Raw genomic sequence first — 25,180 nt, 5'->3', positions numbered from 1 at the left:
CATGGACGTGCTCGACCAGAACCCGACAGCCGCCGCCACAGTGGCCGTGGTCAACAGCGCCGTCGCCATCGAACGCGAGGGCGCGCTGGCCTGGGTGGTGCTGACCCGTGCCGCCCAGATCAATGCCATCAACGACGACATCCGCCAGGGCGTGCCGCAGGCGCTGCGCGAACTCGACGCCGACCCCGAGGTGCGCGTCATCGCGATTCGCGGCGACGGACAGCGCGGCTTTTGCGCCGGCGCCGACATCAAGGAAAAACGCGCCCCCGAGAGCGCCATCGAGGTGCGCCGCCGGATGCAGGGCGCGCGCTGGATCGAGGCGATCGACGCCGTGCAGAAGCCGGTCATCGCGGCCGTCCATGGCTACTGCATGGGCGGAGGCATGGAACTGGCGCTGGCCTGCGACATCCGCTTCGCGGCGCCCGACGCTATCTTCAGCCTGCCGGAGACGGCGCTCGGCCTGATTCCGGGAGGCGGCGGCACCCAGCGCCTGGCGCGCGTCGTCGGCCCGGGGCGGGCGATGGACCTGCTGCTCACCGGCGAGCGGCTCGATGCCCGGGCCGCCAGGGATATCGGACTGGTCACCCGCATCGCGAGCGAATCCGGCGCGCTGGTCGAGGAAGTGCGCGCCTTCGCGCTGCGCATCGCGGCGCGCGCACCCGCCGCCACCCTGTCGGTCAAGCGCGCGGCGCGCAGCGCCCTCGAGCTCGAACTGCGCCAGGGCCTCGACCTCGAGCTGGACCTGTTCGCGATGCTCAAGCCGAGCGAGGACGCGCGGGAAGCCGCACTGGCTTTCAGCGAGAAGCGGCCGCCCCAATTCACCGGCCGCTAGAAGCGCGGCCTACCTGACGGAGACAGCAAGATGCATAACAAGAAACTGGAAGGCCGGGTCGCCATCCTGACCGGCGCCGGAAACGGACTGGGCGCCGAAGCGGCGCGCGTGCTCGCCGGGCATGGAGCGCAGGTGGCGATTGTCGACATCGACGGCGATGCCGCACGGCGCGTAGCGGCGCAGATCGAGGATCAAGGCGGGCAGGCGCTTGCGGTGCCGTGCGATGTTTCCCTCGAGGCCGAGGTGCGCAACATGGTCGAAACGGTCGTCGGCCGCTTCGGCCGGGTCGACATCCTGCACAACAATGCCGCAGTGCTGAGCGTGGAACAGCGCCAGCGCGACCGCGACGTGATCAACATGGACGTCGAGGCCTGGGACCGTGCGATGGCGGTCAACCTGCGCGGCGCCATGCTGTGCAGTAAATACGCGATCCGCGAGATGCTCAAGAACGGCAAGGGCTCGGTGATTTTCGTCACCTCGGGCCTGGGTGTGCAGGGCGACCTGTCGCTGTCCGCCTACGCGGCGTCAAAGGCAGCCCTGATCATGCTGAGCCGCTCCGTCGCGGCGCAATATGGCAAGCAGGGCATTCGATCGAACGCGCTGCAGATCGGCCTGGCCCCGGCCGAGAATGCGCACAGCAGCATGCCGGCGCCGCTGCTCGACATCTTGCGCGACAACCACCTGACCCCCGAGCTGGGAACGCCGCGCCAGATCGCCGACGTGGTCGCCTTCCTGGCATCCGACGAATCCGCCTTCGTCACCGGCACCACGCTGGTGGCCGACGGCGGCTTCGGCAGCCACACCCCATCGCTGGTGGCGATGAAGGCCTTGTTTGCGCAGACCGGCGCGAAGGGGATGTGATGAGGGCCGCCATCATCCATGAACGCGGCGCCGCCCCCGTCGTCGGCGAATTCCCGGAGCCGGGCCCGCAGGACGGCGCGGTGCTGATCGAGGTCGACACGGCGGGCCTGGGCGGCTGGGACGTGCTGGGCGCCTACCGCCTCGGCGTGCAATACCCCTGCGTGATCCGCGGCGAGGGCGTCGGACGGGCGCCTGACGGACGGCGGGTCTACTTCGGCGAACGCTCGGTGCTGCCTTACGGCGCCTGGGCCGAGCGCACCCTGGTGCCGGCCGAGGAAGTGTGGGAGGTTCCGGACGATGTCGACGATCGCACCGCCATCACGATGGGCATCGCCGCCACCGGCGCCCTGGTGCCGCTCGAGCAGGCCAGGATCCAGCCGGGCGAGCAGGTACTGGTGCTGGGCGCCACCGGCACGCTCGGCCAGATCGCCCTGCAGCTGGCGCGCTATCTCGGTGCCGGTCGGGTGGTGGCGGCCGCGCGCTCGGCCGAGGCGCTGGCTAGATTGAAGGAGCGCGGCATCGCCGACGAGGTCGTGGTGCTGGGCGGCGCGGACGACGTCGCGGCGCTCAAGGCGGCCGCCGGCGAGGGCTTCGACGTGGTACTCGACCTGGTCTGCGGCCAGCCGATGATCAATGCGCTCAAGGCCACGCGCTGGGGCGCGCGCATCATGACGATCGGCACCGGGGCCGGGCGCCAGGTGAACCTCGACATCGCCGACCTGCTGTTCCGCACCCTGTCGTGCATCGGTACCGGCCAGCGTCCGCCGGCCGACCGCCGTGCGATCTGGGAACGGCTGCTGCGCATCGCGCGCGAGCAGGACATCCAGGTCGACTACGCCGACTTCGCCTTCGACGACGCAGGCAAGGCTTGGGCAGCGCAGGCCAGCGGGCCGCATGCGAAGATCACCGCGCGCCTGCGCGACTGAGGGAGCGTGCCGATGACGGCTGGACAATGGTGGATCGTGGCGCTGTCGGAGCAGCTGGCGCCGGGCAAGACGCTGGCGGCGGTGTGCGACGGCCGGCAGCTGGCCCTGTTCCGGAATAACGAGGGCGAGGCCTTCGCACTGGAAGATCGCTGCCCGCACCGGCGCGTGCCGCTGTCGCCGGGGCTGGTCAAGCCGGGTGGATTGCAGTGTCCTTACCACGGCTGGACCTTCGACGGCGCAAGCGGAAAATGTACCGACATCCCCAACCTGCGGCGCGAGGAGAAGATTCCGCCCGCCGTGGCACAGGCTTACCCGGTCGCGGAACTGAACGGTTTCGTGCATGTCCTGCTGGGGGAGGGCGCGGGCGCCGGCGAACCGGATGCCCCGCTGCCGGCAGCCGCCTACCGCGCGGGCGGACGCGAGTACAGCGGAACCGCCGTGGCGGGTATCGCCTTCGAGGAATACCTCGACGTCATGCTCGACGGGCCGGAATGCCTGCTGGACTTCCCGGGCGTCGCTATCACCGATTTCTTCCTGGGCGATCCACGCCGCGACGGCCGCCATCTGGTGCTCGACCGCGGCGCCGTCTGGAAGGGCAAGGGCATCGGACCGGCCTTCGTGCGCGACCACCCGCTGCTGGTCCGCACCCGGGTCCCGCTGGCTGGCGGCGACCTCATGGTGGAGCTGCTGGACGCCGGCGAGCGCGCGCTGGTGACGGTACTGGTCGCCGCCAGCGCCAACCGCCGCAGCACCACCAGCCTGGCATGGCGCGGGTTCGCCCACGCGCATGCGGGGGACGCGCCGCTGGGCTGGCGCCTGCGCCGGCTTGCCGGCAGTGCGCCGTTTGCCGTCAAGAGTATGATCGACGGGCGCGCCGTCGCCGCACTGGAAGTCGCGCCCTCGCGCGATCGCAGGCCGGTCGTGCCATCCGCGCAGGAAAGGAGCCTGGCATGAAGCCGGAAGACAAGGGGATGCGCTTTGCCGCGCCGGACGAAAAGCGCGACTGGGTGCCGGGCAACATCGACCTGCGCGATACCTGGTTCCCGGTGGCCTACAGCGCCGACATCGCCGGCCGCCCGGTGCGCCGGATCATTCACGCGCAGGACGTCTACCTGTGGCGCGAGCAGGGCCGCGTGCGCGCCGCCGAGCTGCATCCGGAACTGCCCGGGCAGCCGGGCCGCCGGCCGACCGCCTTCACTGGTGGATCGGGACACTACCCGGTCCGGGAGCGCTACGGCTACGTGTGGGTCTGGTACGGCAATCCGGACAATGCGCACGAACAGCTCATTCCGCTGATTCCCTTCCTGCCGGCCGACGGCATCGGCATTCCGCGCTACACCCAGCGCTCGGTGCGCTTCGATGCGTCCTCGCCGCTGTCGGTCGAAAACCTGATCGACCTGACCCATGCGGATTTCCTGCATGCGAATACGATCGGCGATGGCCGCTCCGACAGCGACGTGGTCGAGTTCAGCTCGACTTCGGAAACGCTGACGCGCACCCGTATCGTGACGCGCAAGTCGGTGGCGCCGGTGATGCGCTGGATCGGCGGCGTGCGCGCGCAATACCAGGACCTGCGCGCGGTGCTGCACGTCCACCTGCGCAACAACCTCTGCATTTCCTACCCCAGCTTCGAACCGGGCTATGCGATTCCCAACGTGCAGCCCTTCGTCCCCGTCGGCCGACACCGCAGCCGGGTCGACCAGACCAACTATACGGTGCATGCGCCGGCGCCGTTCCGCTGGCTGATGCCGCGCATCTCCTACGTCATCCAACCGCAAGACAATTCGGTGCTGCGCCCGCAGAACGCGCGTTACTTCGACACCGGCCAGCGGCGCGACCTGAGTTCGCGCTTCGACGCGCCGGGCAACCGTTACCGCGTGCTGCTGGCGCGGCTGGCGCAGCGCCAGCAGCAGGGCGACTTCAGCTACGGCGCCGACGCCGATCCGGCGACGGACATCTCGCGGCTGCTCGGCATGAAGGCCTGAGTGCGGGCCGCGTCCACGGCAGCTGCGCCGGGCACCTTCGGGATCACCCTGATCCTGGCCGGGCTGGCGATGCTGGGACCGTTCTCGATCAATACCTACCTGCCGTCCTTCCGCGAGATGGCTGTTGTTCTGCACACCGACGCGGTCGCGCTGCAGCAGACCATCTCGGTGTATTTCTTCGCTTTCGCCTTCATGTCGCTCTGGCATGGAGCTATCTCGGATTCCTTCGGCCGGCGCAAGGTGGTGCTATGGGGCCTGGCGGTCTATGCACTGGCCTCGCTGGGCTGCGTCTTCGCCACCGCCGTGGAGCAACTATGGCCGTTGCGCGCGCTGCAGGGATTCTCGGCCGGCGCCGGAATCGTCATCGGGCGCGCGGTAGTGCGCGACCTACACGATGGGCCGCTGGCACGGCGCATGATGTCGCAGGTGGTGATGATCTTCGGGCTTGCCCCGGCGATCGCGCCGCTGGTCGGCGGCGCGCTGCAGATCGCCTTCGGCTGGCGCTCGGTGTTCCTGTTCCTGGCGCTGCTGGCTGCCAGCCTGCTGGCGGCGGTGGCGCTGCGCCTGCCGGAAACCTTGCCGCCACAGGCGCGCAGGCCGTTCGACGTGGCGGACCTCGGGCGCGGCTACCTCGCGCTGCTGCGCGACCGCGGTTTCATGGCCTGGACGCTGGCATACGCGCTGATGTTCGGGGCCTTCTTCATCTACGTCCTGTCGGCGCCGGTGTTCGTGATGACCCACCTCGGCCTCGGCGAGGGCGACTTCATCTGGCTGTTCGGTCCGGCGACGGCCGGGCTGGTGGTCGGTTCGGCACTGGCGGGACGGCTGGCGGTACGCTGGTCCTTCGGGCGTACGATGGCGGCCGCGTTCGCCCTGATGGCGGCGGCAAACTGCTACAACCTGGCGGTGGCCTGGGTGGCGCCCGGTCGCGCAGGCTGGTATGTCGCCTACCTGTTCGTCTTCAACCTCGGGATGTCGCTGGCGATCCCGGCCATGACCATCCGCGGCCTGGACTGCGTCCCGGAGCGCCGCGGCATGGGCTCGTCGGTCCAGCTGTTCGTGCAGACCAGCTTCAATGCGGTCCTCGCGGCCCTGCTCGCGCCCATGATGTGGGGTTCGCCGATGTCGCTGGCCTGCGGCGCCGCGGGCTTGTGGCTGTGTGCCGGCGCGGGCGTGCTTGCCGCCCTGCGCTTTTCAAAGAAAAACCCGCCCGGCGCCTGATGGCGGCGGGCGGGTTCGGAAGTATGGGCGCTTACAGGAAGATGCCGAGATTCGGCGTTCCCAGCACCGCCTGGTCGATGATGATCTCGCGCCGCGCCAGCAGGTAGCCTTCGTCGGTCTTGCGGATCACGTCGTGGCGTTCGCACGGGATCAGGTCGAACTTGTCGTTGTCGAAACGGTTGCGGGTCAGCAACAGGTAGCTGTGGACCTTGAACTCGTTCTCCTTGTCGGTGCGGTAGACGCGGATGTTCGACACCATGTGCTTGGTGCGCGAGGGCGGATCCTCACCCCAGGCGCTGCGCGTGTCCATCACCCGCATCACGCGCAGCATGATCGAGCGGTAGTCGTCGAACATGTGCTGCACGGTGCGCACGACCGACTTGTCCTGGTCGCGCGTGGCGCGGGTATGGCGCAGCGGCACCGTGTACTCGATGTCCTTGGCGACCATTGCGATCCAGTCGCGGAGGCGCAGGGTGTCGAAGTATTCGGCTTCGTCGTACATGAATTCGACGATGTCGTTGTACACCTGGCTGCCGATGGCGACCCGGTTGGCGCGCACCGAAGGCGGCAGCGGCGTCGGTTCGAGCGGATTCTTTTCCATGTGAGTCTCCTGATGGTGTTGTGTGGTTTCGGGCTGAGTGCTCATTCCGCGGTCATCAGCTCGTGCCAGTACTTCCACCATGCCCACTGGGTGTCGTCTTTCGTGAAGCCGTCACCCACATGGCCGGGGCCAGGCCAGCCTTCCGGGGCGCCCTTGTCGAACTTGGCCTGGTACTTCAGGGTGAGGGTCTTGCTGACCGCGCCCTTGGCCACCTCGGTCTGGTGCGGCCAGGTATCCGAGTCTTCCATCTCCACCATACCCGAGGTGCCGAGCATCTGGACCGACTGACGCAGCATGCGCGCCTTGAGTTCCGGCGGCGTATCCTTCTCGGCGAAGATCCAGTTCATGAACTCGAGCTTGTCCGGTCCCTTAGGGATGTAGGCGTGCAGCGCACACGCGCCGACGATGGTGCCGTCCGGCTGCGGCAGGTAGATGAACTCGAACAGGCCGTTCGGGAAGAAGCCGCCGACCTGCGGCGGACGCCAGGACATCAGCTTGAGCTGGCCGTCGTCGAAACGTTCCAGCAGTTCGGAAACCATCTCGGGGGTAATGCCTGGCGGGGGCAGGGCCTTCAGGCGCTCGACCGGCGACAGCTCGGCCGGATCCTTGCCGGTCAGGCGCACGATCTTGCGGTCCAGGTCGATGCAGCGCATGGCGTGGCCGTGGTCGGTCCAGACTTCGCTGCCGTACATCTCGGGCGACAGGTCGGCGCCCTTGCCCTCAGCGTCCGGCTTCTTCGCATAAGGGCCGACCTCAGCGAGCCAGCGGTGCAGGGTGAGGGTGTGGAAGCCATCTGCGGCCGATTGCTCGCAGGCGGTTTTCCAGTTGGCGTTCAGGCGGAAGCGCTGCGGCGGGCCGAGGACCTCGAGGCCGCCCTTGGTGCGCAGGAACAGGGTATCGAAATAGTACTTGGCGTCGCCGAAGAATTCCTCGAGGCTCGGGCCTTCGATGTTCCAGGTAGCGAAGATCAGGCCGCCGTACAGCGCGACGCGCGCTTTTTTCAGGCCCAGCTGGTCCTTCGGCGTCATGTTGCCGTGCATGCATTCTTTCTCGACCGGCGCGCCAATGAAGTCGCCGTTCGGCTTGAACGCCCAGCCGTGGTAGATGCACATGTGGACGTTGGTATTGCCGGCGTCGTGCGTCTGCACCTTCATGGCCCTGTGCGGGCAGACGTTCAGGGAAACGTGGATCTCGTTGTCGCGGTCACGTGCGACGATGACGGCATCGGAACCCATGTCGCGGGTGATGAAGTCGCCCTTGTTCGGAATTTCGGTCTCGTGGCCCAGGAAGATCCAGGTCTTGGCGAAAATCCGCTCCATCTCCAGTTCGTACAACTCCGGATCGGACAGGGTCCGTACCTTGACCTCGCGTGTTTCGTGGTTGATCAGGTCCGAGATCCTTGTCCCGTCCCGCAGTCTCGTTTCGGCATTCTGGTGCATCATTGTCTCCTTTGTTTTGCCCGCTTCTTAATTGTACACAAATAAGAAGTATGTTCAACAAATGGATGCGATCCCAACAAATTTATTTAGCCGGAACCTGACGCACGCGGATCAGTGTTGGGCCGGCTCCACCGGTGCGTCCGGGGATTTGCTGCGGCGCAGTACGACGGGAATGCCGCCGGTGCGCTTCTTCACCAGCCATTGGGCGAGCGAGGCGTCCATGTAGTCGGCGTGGCCGGAGAACCAGCGGCTCAGTTCGCGCGCAAGGGCGCGGCAGGTCGCTTCGTTTCCTCCGGCCGCCATGAGTGCGCGTACTTCGTGTACCGAGGCAAGCACGGCGCTGTGTTCGTCGATGTGGCACTGGGCGGCGGGGAAGTCGGTCGCGAGCATCGACTTGCGTTCTTCCTCGAAGTGGCGTTCGGCGTGGTCCGCGAAAGTATCGAGGAGCCGGCCGAGTTCCCTGTCGGGCGCCGACAACATGGCGCCGACAATGTCGACGAACTCGCGGTGGGTAGCGTCCATGGCCTCGTGGCCAATCAGGAACCGGTCGGACCAGGTGAAGTTCTCTTCGCTATTCGCTGCCATTTAATCGACCTCCCAATTAAAAGATGTGACACTTTTGCTAAAAGTGTCTAGCAAAATGGTAGCATAGCTTTACAGCTTATCCGCAATTGCAATCAGAGAGGAGTGTCCAAAGATGGAAACACAAGTCGTCGACATACCGTTCCGGCTGATGGACGGCAGCGAAGCTACGCTGGCCGGCTATGCCGGGAAAGTCGTATTGGTGGTTAACGTGGCATCCCAGTGCGGGCTTACGCCGCAGTACGAAGGCCTGGAGAAGCTGTTCGCGGACCGGCGCGCAGACGGCCTCGTCGTGCTGGGTTTTCCCGCCAACGATTTTGGCGGCCAGGAGCCTGGCAACAACGAAACGATCGCCCAGTTTTGCGAGACCAAGTTCGGTGTCGACTTCCCGCTCGGGCAGAAGATTGCGGTTACCGGCCCAGCGCAACATCCGCTGTACGGCGCGCTGACACGCCTGCAGCCGCAAGCGATCGATCCGGCAAACGGCGCCATGCGTGCCAGGCTGGCGGGTTATGGCTACCAGCAGTCCGACCCTGCAGACGTACTTTGGAACTTCGAAAAGTTCCTGATCGGACGTGACGGCCGTGTGGCCGCACGCTTCAGCCCGGACGTCGCACCCGATCACCCGGTGCTTGTCGAGGCGGTCGAGCGCGAGCTGGAAATCAATGCCGATCGCAAGTCCAATCATGTACAAGGTGAGCAAGCATGACTGAGCTGTTTAATATAGGGCGGACAAAGCCCGATCCTTCGACTAACGGACTGCGCCGCGTTTACCTGGCGTCATTTGAAACACTGCGCATGACCGACGTCGAGTCGGTCGGCGGCAAGAACGCGTCGCTCGGCGAGATGATCTCGCAGCTGGCCGGCGCTGGCGTGCGTGTGCCGGGCGGTTTCGCCACCACGGCCGATGCCTTCCGTGACTTCCTCGACCATTCCGATGGCGGCCCCTCGCTGGGCCAGCGTATCGCCACCCGCCTCGAAGGCCTCGACATCGACGACGTGCGTTCGCTCGCCGCCGCCGGCGCCGAGATACGCCAGTGGATCGTCGACACCCCGTTCCAGCCGCGCCTGGAGCAGGAAATCCGCGCCTTCTACGAGCGCCTGGTGGCCGATTCCGACACCGAAGTTTCGTTTGCCGTGCGGTCCTCGGCCACCGCCGAAGACTTGCCGGACGCGTCCTTCGCGGGCCAGCAGGAGACCTTCCTGAACGTGGTCGGCATCGACAACGTGCTGGAAGCCATGAAGCACGTCTTCGCTTCCCTCTACAACGACCGTGCGATCTCCTACCGCGTCCACAAAGGCTTCACCCACGCCGAAGTGGCGCTGTCGGCCGGCGTGCAGCGCATGGTGCGTTCCGATACCGGCGCGGCCGGCGTGATGTTCACCATCGATACCGAATCCGGCTTCAAGGACGTGGTCTTCGTCACCTCCAGCTACGGCCTGGGCGAGACCGTGGTGCAGGGCGCCGTCAACCCGGACGAGTTCTACGTCCACAAGCCGATGCTGGCGCAGGGCAAGCTGCCGGTCATCCGCCGCAACATCGGCTCGAAACTCATCAAGATGGAGTTCACCAGCGAAGCCAAGGCCGGCCGTTCGGTGCGCACCGTCGACGTGCCGATCGAGATGCGCAACCGTTATTCGCTGACCGATGCCGAAGTGGTCGAGCTGGCCAGGTACGCCGTCATCATCGAGCAGCACTACGGCCGTCCGATGGACATCGAGTGGGGCAAGGATGGCCGCGACGGCAAGCTCTACATCTTGCAGGCGCGTCCGGAAACCGTGAAGTCGCAGCAAAAAGCCACCGACGCCCAGCAGCGCTTCAGCCTGAAGGGCTCGGGCACCGTGCTGACCTCCGGCCGCGCGATCGGCCAGAAGATCGGCGCCGGCCCGGTGCGCGTGATCCACGACCCGAGCGAGATGGAACGCGTGCAGCCGGGCGACGTCTTGGTTGCCGACATGACCGACCCCAACTGGGAGCCGGTGATGAAGCGCGCCTCGGCCATCGTCACCAACCGCGGCGGCCGTACCTGCCATGCGGCGATCATCGCGCGTGAACTGGGCGTGCCGGCCGTGGTCGGCTGCGGCGACGCCACCGAGGCCCTGAAGGACGGCACGTTTGTCACCGTCTCGTGCGCCGAAGGCGACGAAGGGAAGATCTACGACGGCCTGCTGGAAACCGAGGTCACCGAAGTCGCACGCGGCGAACTGCCGCCGATCCCGACCAAGATCATGCTCAACGTCGGCAACCCGCAGCTGGCTTTCGACTTCCAGTCGGTGCCGAACGGCGGCGTCGGCCTGGCTAGGCTCGAGTTCATCATCAACAACAACATCGGCGTGCACCCAAAGGCGATCCTCGAGTACCCGAACATCGATGCGGACCTCAAGAAGGCAGTCGAGTCGGTGGCCCGCGGCCATGCCTCGCCGCGCGCCTTCTACGTCGACAAGCTGGCCGAAGGCGTCGCCACCATCGCCGCGGCCTTCTGGCCGAAGCCGGTGATCGTGCGGCTGTCCGACTTCAAGTCGAACGAGTACAAGAAGCTGATCGGTGGTTCGCGCTACGAGCCGGACGAAGAGAACCCGATGCTGGGCTTCCGCGGCGCCGCGCGCTACCTGGCCGAGGACTTCGCTGAAAGCTTCGAGATGGAGTGCATGGCCATGAAGCGCGTGCGCGACGAGATGGGCCTGACCAACGTCGAGCTGATGATTCCGTTCGTGCGCACCCTGGGCCAGGCCGAGAAGGTCATCGAGCTGCTGGCCAAGTACGGCCTGAAGCGCGGCGAGAACGGCCTGCGCGTCATCATGATGTGCGAAGTGCCGTCCAACGCCATCCTGGCCGAGCAGTTCCTGCAGTACTTCGACGGCTTCTCGATCGGCTCGAACGACCTGACCCAGCTGACCCTGGGCCTGGACCGCGACTCCGGCATGGAGCTGCTGGCCAAGGACTTCGACGAGCGCGACCCGGCAGTGAAAGCCATGCTGTCGCTGGCGATCAAGGCATGCCGCGCACAGGGCAAGTACATCGGCATCTGCGGCCAGGGGCCGTCGGACCACCCGGACTTCGCCCGGTGGCTGGTAGACGAGGGCATTAAATCGATGTCGCTGAATCCGGACTCAGTAATCGCGACTTGGCAGAGCTTGGCGATGAAGTAAGAGCGCTCGCATATTCCGGAGAGGGCCGGCTTGGACGCCGAGCGTTCCTTGCAGGCTGAAGGCCCAGCGTGCTGGGTAGAATCGCCGCGTGACATGGACCACTTCGGACGCGGTAGCGCAGCAGCTAACCGCCGCGATCGGTGGCGCTTCGCGGACGATTCACCAACCCTAACACTTGGGAGGCAGGTAACGATGTCCAGTCTAGCTCAACTTATCGCAAACAATCGCTCCTGGGCGGAACGAATGCTGGAGGAGGACGGCCAGTTCTTCGCACGCCTGGCGAGGCAGCAGGCGCCGCGTTATCTATGGATTGGCTGCTCCGACAGTCGGGTATCGGCGAACGAAATCCTTGGCTTGCGTCCTGGCGAGGTCTTCGTTCATCGCAATATCGCCAACCTGATGGTACACACAGACCTGAACTGCCTGTCTGTGCTTCAGTATGCGATCGAAGTGTTGAAGGTCGAGCACGTCATGGTAGTCGGCCACTATGGGTGTGGCGGCATCCAGGCGGTTGCAGAGCGACGATCGGTAGGACTGGCCGATAACTGGTTGCGTCATGTGGAGGACATCGCTCTGCACCATGCTTCGTTGCTTGGTGCACTTTCGGGTGACGAGGAACGCGCGCGCCGCCTGTGTGAATTCAGCGTGGTCGAACAGGTGGCGAATGTCTGTCGCACGACCATTGTGCGCCGGGCCTGGGCCCGTGGGCAGAGATTTGAAGTACATGGACTTGTCTACGATGTATGCGATGGCTTACTCCATCAGATTGGTCAAGGTCTGAGCGGTCCAGGAAACTGGGAGGAGGGGCATCGCAATGCATTAGCAATGGTTACCAAGCGTTGCAAACCAGATGTTCCGTAGCCACCAGATGAGAGGTGAGTCTGTGGCAAATGCACGTTATGGCACCCTGACGGAAAGCATAAGATATTCGACATTATAGAAGTAATGTCATATTTTCAGGGTAGGGGACCCAAATTATTACGTATTATGTAGTAATATTGCGCAATCAGGAGAGCCTCATGCTAGAGCGAAACGATCTGGACACTGCCCTGCAGGAGGACGTGGAAAGCCTGCGGGCTGCGTATCCACGCACCCCTGACCTCTATAGGGAGGTGTGCATCGTCATGTTTTTCCGATACGGCATTACACCGACGGCGAATAAGCTGTATCAGCTAGTCCGTAAAGGGAGCATGTCGGCTCCAACTGAAGCGCTGCGCGGTTTCTGGGGCGACCTACGCCGGTCAGGCAAAGTAGAGCTGGGGCAACCCAGTCTGCCTAACGACCTGGCGCAGGCTGCCGGCGACCTAGTGTCGAAGCTCTGGAGCTCGGCTCAGGCCTCGGCGAATCAGTCTTTCGACGAATTTCGGCAGACTACGGCACACGAACGTGACTTGGCGCTTCGAGATAAACAGACTGTCCAGGATCAACTCGATAACGCCGATCGAGAACTGCAGGTGCTTTCTGCAAAACTGGAGGCTGCTTCGCGAGAAAACGCGATCTTGCGTGAAGAAGCGGCTGTTAGTGCTTCGGCAGCTGCCGAGATGAATGCAAAGCTAGCTGATGCTCGCCAAGCTGTTTCGGAAGCCGGGCGGCAGCTTCAGGCAATCCGTGCCGAACACGCTGCGGAAATTGAGCGAGTTACGGCACGGATTGCGCAAGCCGAGGAGCGCTACGCAGCGTTGGAACATCGCGCCCTGGTCGAAATTGATCGTGAACGCACGGCCGTGAATAAAATGGAGAAGGCCCTTGAGTCAGAGCGGAGCCTGTCTGCGGCATCGTTGCAGCGACTCCAGTCCGAGCTGACGCAATCGCAGATCGAAGGGGCGAAGCGGGACAGAGACTTTTCCGCGCTCAAAGATAACCTGAAAGCAGCTACCAATGAGAGGAATATTGCTAGAGACAAGGTCGAGCAATTGCAATCCATTACATCGGATTTGACCTCGCAAATCGCGGTCGAGCGAGCTCGCGCGGAGGTGCTTCGTGAGCAGCTAAATCGTCGCCCGTCTACGTCCAAACGTGTCTCCAAACCAAGTCGACAGGGGGAAATCAGCGCCGCGCGCAGGTCTAAAGCAAAGCCAGCTACATGAATGCGTCGGATACAGGGAACGAAGACAAGAAGTTTTAAGCGCTTGGTCTATTTCTTCTCAGAGGAGGGCCCGCGGCACTGAGCCGCTGAAAACGTCCGTTTTCAGTTGTCGAAACGGTCATTCCATCGCAAGTCCGAGTTGCCATATGGTTAAGATCAGCAATTCATGTATCCGCTCTGCTTAACCCCAATGAAAGGAAGGTGTATGACTGTTCCGCAAGACAACAACCATCGCGGTGCTCCCCCGTAACTTTCTGCATTGCTGGGAAAGGAGTCGACGACCCTCCCAGTCGATTTCGAAAACATCCTTATCGCCCGATCTGATGGTCGGGAAAGGAAGTTAATCACGACGTATAAACAGGAGGTAAAAGCGTCTAGAGACTGCTTTCACCGTACTTTGCGTCGTTAGTCCAGACAACTGTACTAAAGTACTCCGTCACCTATTTACAATTAATCATATGCGTATAAGGCAGAATTAAAGTGATTACTCGTGCGCAGGGCGCACCAAGTCAATTTTAGAAAAAATCTCGAAACTAAAACTATCGCCACGAAGCGATAAAAGACTGGAGGCGACGAGCCAAGTTAAACTAAAAGTGAGTACTTGAGGCGGAATCAACCTTTTTCCCGCAAATATCCGCAAAATCGAAAGATCGTGCATAGAATTAGTTTGGAGCGCTTCGGCGCGAGTAATCAGGCCTGCACGTCGATCGGAAGGCTGCCCAGGGCAAACTTCGCATAATCTATATTATGTTAAATGCCCTCCGTGGCGGCCAAGATTACGTGCGCTGAAAAGCCGGGGCACCCACTCCTGCGTCAATACGTCCACGGCCTGGAATCCACCAACTGCTACACCGCCCAAACCGCCGCCGACGCATCGTCCGCCACCTTGACCGCACGTACCCCAGTCCCGCCGGCGACCGATTCATGCGTCCGCAGCTCGTCCAGCATCGCCGGCAATCCCCGTTCAAGACAGGCATCCACCAGCGCGCCATCCGTGTAGCGGCCATAAGGATCGACCAGCCGATAAAAGCCGTCCGTCATGATCAACAGGCTCGTTCCGGGCTCCAGGTCCAGGCTGCGCACGCGCGCCTGGAATGCACCGTTCGGACGCAGGCACAGGACGGTCGGCGCCGGCTGGGTATTCTGGAACTCGCGTCGCGCACGCAGCATCGGCAGCATGCGTTCGCGGCGCAGTTCGGGATCGGTGACGCCTTCGGTGCGAAGTTTCGCGATCTCGGCCTGTAGCACGGCATCCTGTGGATTCACAAACGGATCGAGATCGCTGCAGCTGCCGTCCGCCGTACGCAGCAGACTCGTGCAGTCGCCGAGGCTGTACAACGCGGCGCGCTGGACGCCGTCACGCTCGTCGATGCGCAGCCAGGTCATGGCCGCGATCGGCCATGCATGCAGCGGCATCGCACCTGGCCCGATCATTTCCTCGAACCTGGCGCGGACCACGTCGATCGCGGCATGCACGCATTCCTGCTGGCTGCGCCCGGGCGCCAGTTCCTGCTCCAGCGCCGCCGTGAAGGCGTGCACGAACCAGGTGACGTCGCCATGAACACGATCGAGGTAATCGCGCTCGGTCACCGAGGTGCCGCCATCGATCACGAGGATGTCGGTGGCGCCGGCATGCTCGAAGACGGCCACATGGTCGTCGTTACGGTGGGATGTTGCTCCTGCAGAGATATAGGTGATCTTCACGGACGTGGCCGGGTTATTATTTGTCGGAGGACTCTACCCGCGCGGGAAGCGGAAGACAAGCGCATCGACCCTCTCCCGCATTTCACTCGACAATATATATGCTAATGTCGAGTTAGATTAAGGCCTGCATGCTGTCGCATTTGCCACGAGTTAGTCGCTGAATTTGTCAAGCAGCACGGCGTGCCGCAATGTCGTAGATGGCTTGCCGCGCAATCCTGCATCGCCGCCCCGCCATCAGGGCCAGCCCCGCTAACAGCAGCATGGCTGCCGAAGGCTCGGCAACAACCGGCACGCGATTCAGCAACACGGACCCGTAACAGAATACGCCGGAACGGTCGCAGCGATGCGCCAGGATCTGCCCTTGGTTGTTGCTGTCGTCGGCGGACTTCAGCAGCAAGTCGGCCTCGGGGTCGATGAGCGTATTCAGGTCGAACAGCCCACCGTCCGCGTACAGGACCGCGCGGTCGTCAGCGACGCCGACGACCTCCCCCGCGTTGTTGATGTCGTAGCCCAAGGTGTTCCCCGCGTCTGGATCGAGGTCGGTGACCGTGGTCCCGTCGTAGAGGAAGGCATTTTTGAGCAAGTTCGCCTCGGCCGGAAATAAGCGTCGAAGGCTACCCTGATTGCGTCAACCGGTCCTCCACCAGGCTCGCGCCGACCAGCACAGCAGTTGATATCGCCCAGAGGCGACCTCGTCGAACGTCCTAAGCTGATCCGGTACGTCCCCTCTAGCACCTCTTCCCAGGCTGCATCTTGACCTGACGCATCAAACTGATCAGGAGGAACAATGCGACCAAGAATAATAACGAGCGCTGCCGCCACGCTCCGCACCGTCACGCGCACCGTCACCGACAACAAGGGCTCCATCTCGTCGGTAAGACGGCAGGTCGAGGTCGCCACTGCCGCGATAAACGCGGGCCGTCAGGCTGCGCGCTGACGAGCGGCTGACTGGCGAGCGCATCTCGGTTTCACCCTCCCACCATTCAGGAGAGTTCCATGAGCACTGACAATATCAAAGGCGGTGTTGCAGCTTGCCGCAAGGACGCGTCCCCCCTGCCTTCCTGGCCGCGACGCCTGGGAGTGCTGTTCGTCGTCGTCGCCGGCACTGTCGCTGCCGTGGCGACTGGGTCCGCGGCCGGCGGACCGGCGGCGCGCACCAGCTATCAGGTGATCCAGCTCTCCCCGGACCTCGGCGCGACCGGCTTCATCAACAACCGCGACCAGGTGGTCTTTACGGAGACCCGCGACGGCGTGTTCCGCCCTCGCCTGTACGATGCCGGACAGGTGCGCGAGCTGGGCACGCTGGGCGGGGCCAACGCCTATGCGGTGGGGCTCAACGACCACGGGCAGGTCGTGGGCGCGTCGGAGTTCACCCCAGGCAACGCCACCACCCACGCCTTCAGGTGGACCAGGGGCGCCGGCATGATCGACCTCGATCCGGCCGGCAGCGCCGATTCGGTGGCGATCGCGGTCAACAACAAGGGCCACGTGGTCGGGCGCGCGTGGTTCGGCGAGCCGGGCCAGACGGCGCGGCATGCATTCCACTGGACGCCGCAGACCGGGATCGTCGACCTGACGCCGGGCGCCAGCGTCTCGAGCGCCAACGACATCAACGACGCCGGCACGGCGGTGGGTTTCGTCGGCGTCCCGAGCGGCGACCCGGAAGGCCTGCCATTTCGCTGGACCCGCAGCGAAGGCGTGGTGCCGCTCACGAGTTTTTCCAGTCGCGGATCGGACGCGACCGACATCAATGCTGTCGGCCAGATCACCGGCACGTCGACCTTCCCCGGCCAGGATGGCGACCGCGCCTTCTTCTGGAGCCGGCAGGACGGCATCGTCAACCTGGGCAGCGGCAGCGGCCAGCAATCCGAGGCTGGCCGCCTGAACGACAAGGGACTGGTGATCGGCGTCGTCGAAGACCCGTTCGAGTCCACGCGGCCGCTGGCCTGGACCCGCGCCGGCGGCCTGGTCGAATTCGCCGGGGCCGGGGTCGACGGCGTCCCGCGCGACGTCAACAATGCCGGCCAGGTCGTCGGCGACCTCGAAAGCCGCGCCTTCGTCTGGACCCGCGCCGGCGGCGTGGTCGACCTGAATACCCGCGTCCCCGGCGCGCCGCCGGGACTGGTGCTGCGCAGCGCGCGCAGCATCTCGGACGGCGGCGCGATCGTCGCCCTGGCCAATACCGGCCTGGTGCTGCTGGCGCCGCGCGGCGACCACAACGCCGCGCCGGTGGCCGGACCGATCCAGGTGGCCGGCCCGGCGCGGGTCGGCGCCCTGCTCTCGTTCTCGGTCGACTTCAAGGACGCCGACCCGCGTGACGCCCACAGCGCCACCTGGACCTGGGGCGACGGCGCGAGCGAAGCCGGGAACGTGAGCGCGAAGCACGGCGCGGGCAGCGTCAGCGGGCAGCACGTGTACCGCAAGGCCGGCATCTATACGGTGCGCCTGGTGATCCGCGACAGCGGCGGCAAGACGGTGACGGCCGAGCGCAGGATCGTAGTCTGCGGCGCCGGCGCCCATATCGCCGGCGAAGGCGCCTTTATGTCCGCGCCGGACGCCGCCGCCGCTGCGCAAAAACACGCCGCACGCGCCACCTATGCCTTCCTCGGCGACCCCGCCCAGCCGCAACGCGCCAGCGTGCGCTTCAACACCGTCGGCCTGCGGTTCGAGAGCACGCACATCCTGGCCCAGTCGGTCGAGGGCGGCCAGGTCCGCATCCAGGGCAGCGGCGCCGTCAACGGCGAGAACGGCTACGACTTCACGATGAGCGCAGGCGGGTGGGCTGCCGGAGTGCGGGATCGGTTCCACATCCGGATCGTCCAGCGCAAGACCGGTGCGCGCGATGGCGTGGTGGTCTACGACAACGGGGCGGCGGGAGCCGGACCGGTCGAAGGCAGTGTCGTGGAAAGTGGAAGCACCTTATCGGTCTCGCCCCGTTAGCGGTCTCGCCCCGTTAGCGGTCCGCCCCGACAGCGCCCGCATCGCAGACGGTGCAAACTTTACTTGTCAGGAGGATCACATGCAAGCGAACACCAATGCCGCCCGGTTCATTCGCCACCAGCGCCGCAGCCGCACGCGCCGGCTGCGCTATCCGGTCGCGATCCTGTGCCTGTCGATCTCGACGGCGCTGAGCGCCGGTGCCCTTCCCCCTTCGGCAAAGGTCCTCTATCGGATCATCCCGCTGTCCGCGGAAGCCCATTCCTACGCCGACATCAATGCCAAGGGCCAGGTGGCGCTCACCGAGGTTGTCGCGATCGGCGTCACGCGCGCCAGGCTGTACGATGGCGTCAGGGTGCGCGACCTCGGTACGCTGGTCGGCAACAACGGTGCGATCTACACCAGCGCTCGCGCGCTGAACGATCGCGGACAGGTGACCGGCACCTCTTTCCTGGAACCGATGGGCGCCGGATACTATGCCTATCGCTGGAGCGAGTCGACGGGGATGGTCAACCTGAACCCGCCCGGGATGTACTACTCGGAGGGTCGGGCGATCAACAACCTGGGCATCGTCGCGGGCGATGCCCGGTTTTCCGCGGACGGCCCCGACCAGGGCTTTCGCTGGATTCCCGGTCTCGGCATGCGTGGCTTGGGCACGCTGAACAGCCGCGCCCGCGTGACCGCGATGAACGATGCCGGCGTCGTGGTCGGCTTCAGCAACATCCCGGCGCCACTCGAATACAACTACTTCGTCCCGACACGGTGGACGCTGGGGCCGGCGCCGCAGCCGCTACTGTTGAACCAGTTCCCGTGGTCGCGTGCGGCCGACATCAACGCGGCCGGGCACATTGTCGGCAACGGCGCGTTCGCACCCAGTCAATCCAGTTCTCGCTCCGCATTCTTCTGGACGTCCGCCATCGGCACGACCGATCTGAAGGTGCCCGGCGATGCCTGGGCCTTGAAAATGAACGACAAGGACATGGTGGTAGGAGAAAGCGAGGTCGGGCCGGGCAAGGTCATTGCCTTCGTGTGGACCCCCAAAGGCGGTCCGCGTCTGCTCGGCACCCCGGGCGTCGACGACTCGAGCGCCCGCGACGTCAACAAGCACGGCCAGGTCGTGGGCCGGTTCAACGCCCGCGCCTTCGTCTGGACCCGTGCCGGGGGCCTGGTCGACCTGAACACCCGTCTCAGGGACGCTCCGGACGGGTTTGAACTCGATGAGGCTCTTGCGGTTTCGGACAACGGTTCGATCGTCGCCAGCACCACTACCAGGGCGCTGGTGCTGCTGGTGCCGGGCGATTGCCGCAAGGCGCCGCCGGTGATCGGGTCCATCAAGACCCAGGGCGTGGCGCGGCCCGGCGCCCTGCTGACGTTCGCGGCCGTGTTCAGGGACGGGGATGTACGCGATGCCCACACAGCAAGCTGGTCGTGGGGCGACGGCAACACCAGCGCCGGCAGTGTCGCCTCGGCGCGCGGCAGCGGCGGCGTCAGCGGACAACATACGTACAGCACGCCGGGCGTGTACAAGGTCCGCCTGACGGTGAGTGACACCGGGGGCGAGCGCAGCGTGGCGCAGTCGACGGTCGTCGTGGGCGAGTCCGGCATCGTGCTCGCCGGCGATGGCCGCTTCTTGTCGCCACGCGGCGCGTCGCGGCTCGCGTCCCACGACGCCGGCATCGCCCGCTTCTCTTTCCACTCCGCGGGCGACGCCTCCCACGGTGGCGGCAAGGCCGCGATCCGCTTCAGCGCGCCGGGCATCGAATTCGACAGCGGCGGCTACGACGCCCTGGCCCACGATCCGGCAGGCGTGCGCTATGAAGGCAGCGGGGTGCTGAATGGACGGCATGGCTACCGCTTCGCCCTGAGCGTGGTGCGGGACGGGGCAACCGCCGACGCCAGCCGCATCCATGTGCGCATCACGCACCGCGACGCCGTGACCGGAGCCGAGGTGCTCGACTACGACAATGCGGCCGGCGACGCGGGCGCGGCGGCCGGCACGCCTGGCGCCCCGCTCATCGCCGGCAGCAGGGTGAGCCTGGGTGCGCACTGAGGATCAATGCGCCGGCGCCCCGCCGGCGCCCCTCGGCCGGCCGGCCGCCGCCAGCCATGCCTCGAACTCCGGCGCCGGGATCGGCCGCGCATGCAGGAAGCCCTGGGCCATGTCGCAGCCGTGGGCTTGCAGGAAGGCCTGCTCGGCTTCGGTCTCGACGCCTTCGGCCACCACCAGTAGGCGCAGGCTGCGCGCCATGGCCAGCGCGGCCACCACCACCCCGGCGCGCTCGGCGTCGGTGTCGACGTCGGTCACCAGCGACTTGTCGACCTTCAGTTCGTCGGGTTTGAGGCGGCTGATGTAGCCCAGCGACGAGTAGCCGGTGCCGAAATCGTCGATCGCCACCAGCACGCCCAGGTCTTTCAGCGCGGCCAGGGTGGCGCGGGTCTGCCCGGTGTCGGCCAGCTGGCTCTGCTCGGTGATCTCGATGCACAGGCGGCCTGGCGCCAGTCCGGTGGCGCGCAGCGCCGCCTCCACCACCGGCGCCAGGCGGCCGGACTTGAACTGGGCCGCGGTCACGTTTACGCCGATGCGCAGGCCGGCGCCGCCGTCGGCGTTCCAGCGCGCGGCCTGGCGGCAGGCCTCGCGGATGGTCCAGGCGCCGATCTCCTCGGCCATCGACGATTCTTCGAGCATCGGCAGGAACAGGTCGGGCATCAAGAGGCCCAGTTCGGGATGGTGCCAGCGCAGCAATGCCTCTGCGGCGGCCGGGCGGCCGTCGGCCAGGGCCACGATCGGCTGGTAGAACATCTCCAGTTCGCCGCGCTCGAGGGCGGTGCGCAGGCCGGCCCCCAGCCGCACCCGCATTTCCATGCGCGCCGTGAGTTCGGGCCGGTAGAACTGGACGTTGTTGCGGCCTTCTCCCTTGGCCTGGTACAGCGCGCTGTCGGCGAAGCGCAGCAGCGTGCGGAAATCGCGGGCGTCGTCGGGGAACAGGCTCACGCCCATGCTGACCGCCAGGCGTACCTCGTGGCCGTTGAAGTGCAGCGGGCGGCCGCATTCGAGCCGCAGCTTGTCGGTCAGGGCGACCACATCGCGCGCGTCGGACACCTCGGACAGCACCACCACGAACTCGTCTCCGCCCAGGCGCCCGACGATGTCGATCGCGCGCACGCTGTGGGCCAGGCGGCTCGCCAGCTCCTTGAGCACCACGTCGCCGGTCTCGTGGCCATAGGTGTCGTTGATGTGCTTGAAATAATCCAGGTCGATGAAGACCACCGCCAGGCGCGATCCGCGGCGGCGCGCCACGGCCAGCTCGCGCTCGACCTGCTCGCTCAGCATGGCGCGGTTGGCGACCCTGGTCAGGGCGTCGTGGTGGGCCAGGTGGGCCAGTTCTTCCTCGGCCCGCTTGCGCTCGGTGACGTCGTTCACCTGGATCAGGAAGTGCTGCGGTTCGTGGTCGGCCGGCAGCAAGGTGGCCGACACCAGCGCCCATACCGTGCGCCCGTCCCTGGGCCGGTAGCGTCGTTCGTACTGGACCGCGTCGCTGCGCCCGGCCAGCAGGTCTTGCTGGTACTCGCGTTCGATCGCATTGTCGCCGCTGTCGCCGAAGGCGTCCTGGACGGCGCCCACCAGCGCCTCGGCCGGCGCGCCCAGCAGGCGGCACATGGCGCGGTTGACGCGGGCGTAGCGGTTGTCGCGGTCCACCAGCGCCAGCCCGAGCGGCGCATTGTCGAAGGCGCTGCGAAAGCGCTGCTCGCTGTGCGCCAGGCGCAGCTCGGCCGCCACCCGTTCGCGCTCGTCGTGCAGCACGATCGCCGTGCCCATCGGGTGGGAGCGTTCGTCGCAGATCGGGCCCGCCGAATAATCGACCGGGATGCGCTGGCCGGCGCCGGTCACCAGCATCGCCGCGCCGCTGCGCGCCGTGCAATCGTGGTGCGCCAGTCCGACCGTCCCCCCGGCATCGTCCTCCAGGCGCACGACCTCGGCGGCGCTGCGTCCGCGCAAGATCTCGGCGCCGAGCAGGCTTTCGGCGGCCGGGTTGGCCAGGCCGACCCGGCCGTCGGCGTCAAGGGCGATCACGGCGTCGCCCACCCCGTGCAGTACCGAGCTGAGCCAGCGCTCCTTGTCGCGCAGCGCGCGCTCGACCTCGGCCTTGCGCAGCGCGACCTCGATCACCGCGCGCAGCTCGCGTCCCTGGAACGGCTTGGTCAGATAGCCGTAAGGCATGGCGCCGGCGGCGCGGTCGACGGTCTGGTCGTCGCTGTAGGCGGTCAGGAACAGGATCGGGATCTGCAGTTCGGCGCCGATGGCGGCGGCCGCCGCGATGCCGTCCATGTCGCCCTTGAGCACCACGTCCATCAGCACCAGGTCGGGCCGGTCGGCGCGCGCCCGCGCGATGGCGTCGCGGCCATTGTCGACGCAGCCGCAGACCCGGTAACCCATGTCGCGCAACTGGCCGGCGATGTCCATGGCGACCACGGCTTCGTCCTCGACCACCAGCAGGGCCGGCGCGTCCTGCGCGGCGCCGGGGAGGGATTGCAGCATACGGGTTCCTGGGTCGGTGGCGGCCTATTCGGGCGCCGCTGTGTAGGTGCGATCATGGGTGCGATGGGTGGCCGCGTGCCGGGACAAGGTATCCGCCGCGTGGTCGGGGCCGCGCCTGCCGTTGGCCGGGGCAGGAAAGACGAGCATGACGCAGGCGCCGTCGCGATTTTCGAATACCAGCTCCGCATGCAACTGCTCGCTCAAGGCGGCAACTAGTCTTAGACCCAGCGTCTGGGGAGAAGTTCGTTCGGCGTCCGGCGGCAGGCCGATGCCATCGTCGTGGACGGTCAGCCGCAGCATCTGCTCGCTGGCATCGGCGCCCTCCCCGGCGTCCGGCGCCAGCGTCACCCGGATCGTGCCGCGCCGCCCGGCCGGGAAAGCGTGCTTGAGGCTGTTCGAGACGAGTTCGTTGAGCAGCAGGCCCAGCGGCACAGCGAGGTCCAGCCCGACGTCGACCGGCGCCACCTCGAGCGCCAGGGCGATGCCGCGGCGGTCGGCCCCATTGGCGCTGGCCAGCTGGTCGCACAGCTCGCGCACGTAGTCGTCGAGGCGGATGGTGCCCAGCGTGCGCGACTGGTACAGGCGCTCGTGCACCAGCGACATGGCGCGTACCCGGTTGGCGGCCTCGGACAGGGCGCGCTGGGCACGACCATCCCTGAGCGTGCGCGCCTGCAGGTTGAACAGGCTGATGATCAGCTGCAGATTGTTCTTGACCCGGTGGTACAGCTCCTTGAGCAAGGTGCTCTTGTCGTCCAGCGCCTGGCGCAGCGCTTCTTCCTGTTCCCAGCCGGCGCTGACGTCGCGCACGGTCACGATCAGGAGCGCACGCTCGGGCAGCGGATTGGCCATTGCGTCGGCCGCGAAGGCCGGGCCGTCCCGGCGCAGGCCGCGCAGGTGGGTGGTGCCGGCCATGCTGCTCCGGGCCGGGGCGGCCCGCATGCGCTCGTACACCGAGGCCGGCGTCGGGCCGCTCTCCACCAGCAGCGCATCCAGCGCCAGCCCTTCCAGCGCGCCGGCGGCGTAGCCGAACATGCGCTCGGCCTGGACATTGGCGCGGGTCACCCGGCCGCCGGGACCGACCAGCAGGATGCCGTCCGGCGTTTCTTCGAAGATCCCGCGCAGGAAGGCTTCGCTGCGCTCGACCGCGCGCTTGGCTTCGCGCAGCACCCGTTCGGCGTGCTCGGCCTCGTCGCGCTGGATGGTGCGTTCGCGCAGCAGCGCCGCGGTCTGGACCAGGGCATGGCCGACGTCCAGCGCCTCGTCCAGGGGCAGCGGCGGCAGCACCACCTGCTCGCCGTGGCCGAGGGCGATGGCGGGACGCACCAGCCCGCGCAACGCCGCCTCGATGCGGGTGCCGATCAGCGCCACCAGCGCCGCCCCCAGCGCCAGCAAGCCACAACCGCCCACCACGATCCATTCCAGCGCGCGCCACAGGCTGGCGTTGAGCACGCTGCGCTGCAGGGCGATCGCCACCGTCCAGTCCGATAGCGAAGAGTGGCTGAACACGGTCACCAGGCCGGCGCCATCCTGCCCGGGTTCATCGACCGTGCCTTCCGGCCCCAGCGCGAAACCGGCCGCCAGGGCCGAGCTGGCGCGCCGGCCGACCTCGGCGCGACGGGCCCGGCTGCTCCACACGATGCGCGCCTTGCCGTCGTAGATCGTCACAGTAGCCCCCGGCGGCGCCCGCTGGCGCTCGAGGATGGCGCCCAGGCGCTCGCCGAAGTATTGCATCGACAGCACGTAGCGCACCCGGCCGTCGCGCACCACCGGCACGTCGACGCTGCTCAGCAGGCGGTTGACGGTCGGCCCCACGTACAGGTCGGATACCTGCGGCCGGGCCGTCGCGAACACATGCCGCACCTGCTCCGCGTTGCCATGCCGCGGCAGCGCCGCGCCGAACGGCAGGCCGGTATTGATCACCTGGTCCAGGCTGGTATCGGCGGCCACCAGCACATTGCCGGGCCGCGCGTGCAGCACCTCGATGGCCTGTGCGTGGAAGGCGCGCAGGTCGTGGGCGTCCAGGCTGGGCGAGGTCGCCAGCGCCTGGAGGGCGGCCTGGGCGCTGCTCAGCTCGCGGTCGATTGCCTGCATCAGCGCCCGCGCCACGTCCTGGGAGGCGCGTTCGATGCCGGCCCGCTCCCGGCCATAGGAATGCAGGAAAAGCGCGACCACCGCGATCGTGGTCGGGACGATGAAGGCCGCCAGCAGCAAGGCCAGCCATTGACGGATGGTCGGCGCGCGGCGACGGAAGGAGTATGGGGCGATGGGCTTGCCCTCCTGGTGGCTCCACCCTACGCCGCCGCGCCTCCCGATACAAGC

The 25,180-nt window shown here is 66.3% G+C and carries 19 protein-coding genes; 12 read left to right on the top strand and 7 right to left on the bottom strand.

What is annotated here, in order from left to right; genetic code table 11:
* Position 1: 1 nt before the first annotated feature.
* Genes LO55_RS19735 through LO55_RS19710 form a run of 6 tightly spaced genes read left to right on the top strand, consistent with a single transcriptional unit; the run spans position 2 to position 5,825 of the window.
* A complete protein-coding gene (locus LO55_RS19735; RefSeq protein ID WP_005666971.1) occupies positions 2–832 on the top strand; it encodes an enoyl-CoA hydratase/isomerase family protein in 831 nt (276 codons plus the stop codon).
* Between the two features lie 30 nt (positions 833–862).
* A complete protein-coding gene (locus LO55_RS19730) occupies positions 863–1,693 on the top strand; it encodes an SDR family NAD(P)-dependent oxidoreductase (RefSeq protein ID WP_071362787.1) in 831 nt (276 codons plus the stop codon).
* A complete protein-coding gene (locus LO55_RS19725) occupies positions 1,693–2,619 on the top strand; it encodes a quinone oxidoreductase family protein (RefSeq protein WP_071362786.1) in 927 nt (308 codons plus the stop codon). The genes LO55_RS19730 and LO55_RS19725 overlap by 1 nt, the downstream gene beginning before the upstream one ends.
* A gap of 12 nt (positions 2,620–2,631) precedes the next feature.
* Positions 2,632–3,573 carry a Rieske 2Fe-2S domain-containing protein gene (locus LO55_RS19720; RefSeq protein WP_071362785.1) on the top strand — a complete coding sequence of 314 codons (942 nt, stop codon included), beginning with the start codon at positions 2,632–2,634 and terminating at the stop codon, positions 3,571–3,573.
* Positions 3,570–4,604 (top strand): aromatic ring-hydroxylating oxygenase subunit alpha, encoded by a 1,035-nt coding sequence (locus tag LO55_RS19715; RefSeq protein ID WP_071362784.1) that lies wholly within the window; start codon positions 3,570–3,572, stop codon positions 4,602–4,604. Before LO55_RS19720 ends, LO55_RS19715 begins: the two co-directional genes overlap by 4 nt.
* On the top strand, positions 4,605–5,825 hold the full coding sequence (locus LO55_RS19710; RefSeq protein ID WP_083415441.1) for a multidrug effflux MFS transporter: 1,221 nt from the start codon (positions 4,605–4,607) through the stop codon (positions 5,823–5,825). It abuts the gene before it with no gap.
* Positions 5,826–5,856: 31 nt separating this feature from the next.
* On the opposite strand, the gene LO55_RS19705 is transcribed toward LO55_RS19710, so the two are convergent.
* The 3 genes from LO55_RS19705 to LO55_RS19695 all read right to left on the bottom strand — a co-directional run bounded on the left by LO55_RS19705 (position 5,857) and on the right by LO55_RS19695 (position 8,450).
* Entirely contained in the window at positions 5,857–6,426 is a 570-nt protein-coding gene (locus LO55_RS19705) for a 3-phenylpropionate/cinnamic acid dioxygenase subunit beta (protein WP_071362783.1), read from the bottom strand.
* Positions 6,427–6,467: 41 nt separating this feature from the next.
* Positions 6,468–7,868, bottom strand: a complete 1,401-nt coding sequence (locus LO55_RS19700; RefSeq protein WP_229410192.1) for an aromatic ring-hydroxylating dioxygenase subunit alpha — start codon at positions 7,866–7,868, stop codon at positions 6,468–6,470.
* 108 nt (positions 7,869–7,976) lie between these two features.
* Positions 7,977–8,450: a bacteriohemerythrin gene (locus tag LO55_RS19695; RefSeq protein ID WP_071362781.1), complete on the bottom strand. Its 474-nt coding sequence runs from the start codon at positions 8,448–8,450 to the stop codon at positions 7,977–7,979.
* A gap of 112 nt (positions 8,451–8,562) precedes the next feature.
* Between LO55_RS19695 and LO55_RS19690 the strand changes: the two genes are divergently transcribed.
* From LO55_RS19690 to LO55_RS19675, 4 genes are all read left to right on the top strand, one after another.
* Entirely contained in the window at positions 8,563–9,156 is a 594-nt protein-coding gene (locus LO55_RS19690) for a glutathione peroxidase (protein ID WP_071362780.1), read from the top strand.
* A complete protein-coding gene (ppsA, locus tag LO55_RS19685; RefSeq protein WP_083415440.1) occupies positions 9,153–11,597 on the top strand; it encodes a phosphoenolpyruvate synthase in 2,445 nt (814 codons plus the stop codon). Before LO55_RS19690 ends, ppsA begins: the two co-directional genes overlap by 4 nt.
* Positions 11,598–11,789: 192 nt before the next feature.
* Positions 11,790–12,458 carry a carbonate dehydratase gene (can, locus tag LO55_RS25980; protein ID WP_083415439.1) on the top strand — a complete coding sequence of 223 codons (669 nt, stop codon included), beginning with the start codon at positions 11,790–11,792 and terminating at the stop codon, positions 12,456–12,458.
* A gap of 158 nt (positions 12,459–12,616) precedes the next feature.
* The gene (locus LO55_RS19675) at positions 12,617–13,684 is read left to right on the top strand and encodes a DNA-binding protein (protein WP_071362777.1); all 1,068 of its coding nucleotides are present in this window, start codon (positions 12,617–12,619) and stop codon (positions 13,682–13,684) included.
* 845 nt (positions 13,685–14,529) lie between these two features.
* On the opposite strand, the gene LO55_RS19670 is transcribed toward LO55_RS19675, so the two are convergent.
* Positions 14,530–15,387, bottom strand: coding sequence for a protein phosphatase 2C domain-containing protein (locus tag LO55_RS19670; RefSeq protein ID WP_083415438.1), 858 nt, complete (start codon positions 15,385–15,387; stop codon positions 14,530–14,532).
* A gap of 166 nt (positions 15,388–15,553) precedes the next feature.
* Positions 15,554–15,970 (bottom strand): hypothetical protein, encoded by a 417-nt coding sequence (locus LO55_RS19665; RefSeq protein ID WP_071362775.1) that lies wholly within the window; start codon positions 15,968–15,970, stop codon positions 15,554–15,556.
* A 413-nt stretch (positions 15,971–16,383) separates the two neighbouring features.
* Between LO55_RS19665 and LO55_RS19660 the strand changes: the two genes are divergently transcribed.
* Positions 16,384–18,327 carry a PKD domain-containing protein gene (locus LO55_RS19660; protein WP_083415437.1) on the top strand — a complete coding sequence of 648 codons (1,944 nt, stop codon included), beginning with the start codon at positions 16,384–16,386 and terminating at the stop codon, positions 18,325–18,327.
* Positions 18,328–18,406: 79 nt separating this feature from the next.
* A complete protein-coding gene (locus LO55_RS19655) occupies positions 18,407–20,374 on the top strand; it encodes a PKD domain-containing protein (RefSeq protein WP_071362773.1) in 1,968 nt (655 codons plus the stop codon).
* A gap of 3 nt (positions 20,375–20,377) precedes the next feature.
* Here LO55_RS19655 and LO55_RS19650 read toward each other — a convergent pair whose 3' ends face one another.
* Positions 20,378–22,861: a two-component system response regulator gene (locus LO55_RS19650; RefSeq protein ID WP_071362772.1), complete on the bottom strand. Its 2,484-nt coding sequence runs from the start codon at positions 22,859–22,861 to the stop codon at positions 20,378–20,380.
* A gap of 24 nt (positions 22,862–22,885) precedes the next feature.
* Entirely contained in the window at positions 22,886–25,072 is a 2,187-nt protein-coding gene (locus LO55_RS19645) for a histidine kinase dimerization/phosphoacceptor domain -containing protein (RefSeq protein WP_071362771.1), read from the bottom strand.
* Positions 25,073–25,180 lie beyond the last annotated feature (108 nt).

The sequence above is a fragment of the Massilia timonae genome, assembly GCF_001866515.1.
Lineage (GTDB): Bacteria > Pseudomonadota > Gammaproteobacteria > Burkholderiales > Burkholderiaceae_D > Telluria > Telluria timonae.
Note: the sequence above shows the minus strand (reverse complement) of the source record. Positions and strands in the feature narration are given on the sequence as shown.

Coding starts and splice junctions, on each gene's coding strand:
- LO55_RS19650 (WP_071362772.1), bottom strand. CDS start 22,861: ATGCTGCAATCCCTCCCCGGCGCCGCGCAGGACGCGCCGGCCCTGCTG.
- LO55_RS19730 (WP_071362787.1), top strand. CDS start 863: ATGCATAACAAGAAACTGGAAGGCCGGGTCGCCATCCTGACCGGCGCC.
- can (WP_083415439.1), top strand. CDS start 11,790: ATGTCCAGTCTAGCTCAACTTATCGCAAACAATCGCTCCTGGGCGGAA.
- LO55_RS19705 (WP_071362783.1), bottom strand. CDS start 6,426: ATGGAAAAGAATCCGCTCGAACCGACGCCGCTGCCGCCTTCGGTGCGC.
- LO55_RS19695 (WP_071362781.1), bottom strand. CDS start 8,450: ATGGCAGCGAATAGCGAAGAGAACTTCACCTGGTCCGACCGGTTCCTG.
- LO55_RS19700 (WP_229410192.1), bottom strand. CDS start 7,868: ATGATGCACCAGAATGCCGAAACGAGACTGCGGGACGGGACAAGGATC.
- LO55_RS19655 (WP_071362773.1), top strand. CDS start 18,407: ATGCAAGCGAACACCAATGCCGCCCGGTTCATTCGCCACCAGCGCCGC.
- LO55_RS19690 (WP_071362780.1), top strand. CDS start 8,563: ATGGAAACACAAGTCGTCGACATACCGTTCCGGCTGATGGACGGCAGC.
- ppsA (WP_083415440.1), top strand. CDS start 9,153: ATGACTGAGCTGTTTAATATAGGGCGGACAAAGCCCGATCCTTCGACT.
- LO55_RS19660 (WP_083415437.1), top strand. CDS start 16,384: ATGAGCACTGACAATATCAAAGGCGGTGTTGCAGCTTGCCGCAAGGAC.
- LO55_RS19725 (WP_071362786.1), top strand. CDS start 1,693: ATGAGGGCCGCCATCATCCATGAACGCGGCGCCGCCCCCGTCGTCGGC.
- LO55_RS19735 (WP_005666971.1), top strand. CDS start 2: ATGGACGTGCTCGACCAGAACCCGACAGCCGCCGCCACAGTGGCCGTG.
- LO55_RS19715 (WP_071362784.1), top strand. CDS start 3,570: ATGAAGCCGGAAGACAAGGGGATGCGCTTTGCCGCGCCGGACGAAAAG.
- LO55_RS19675 (WP_071362777.1), top strand. CDS start 12,617: ATGCTAGAGCGAAACGATCTGGACACTGCCCTGCAGGAGGACGTGGAA.
- LO55_RS19720 (WP_071362785.1), top strand. CDS start 2,632: ATGACGGCTGGACAATGGTGGATCGTGGCGCTGTCGGAGCAGCTGGCG.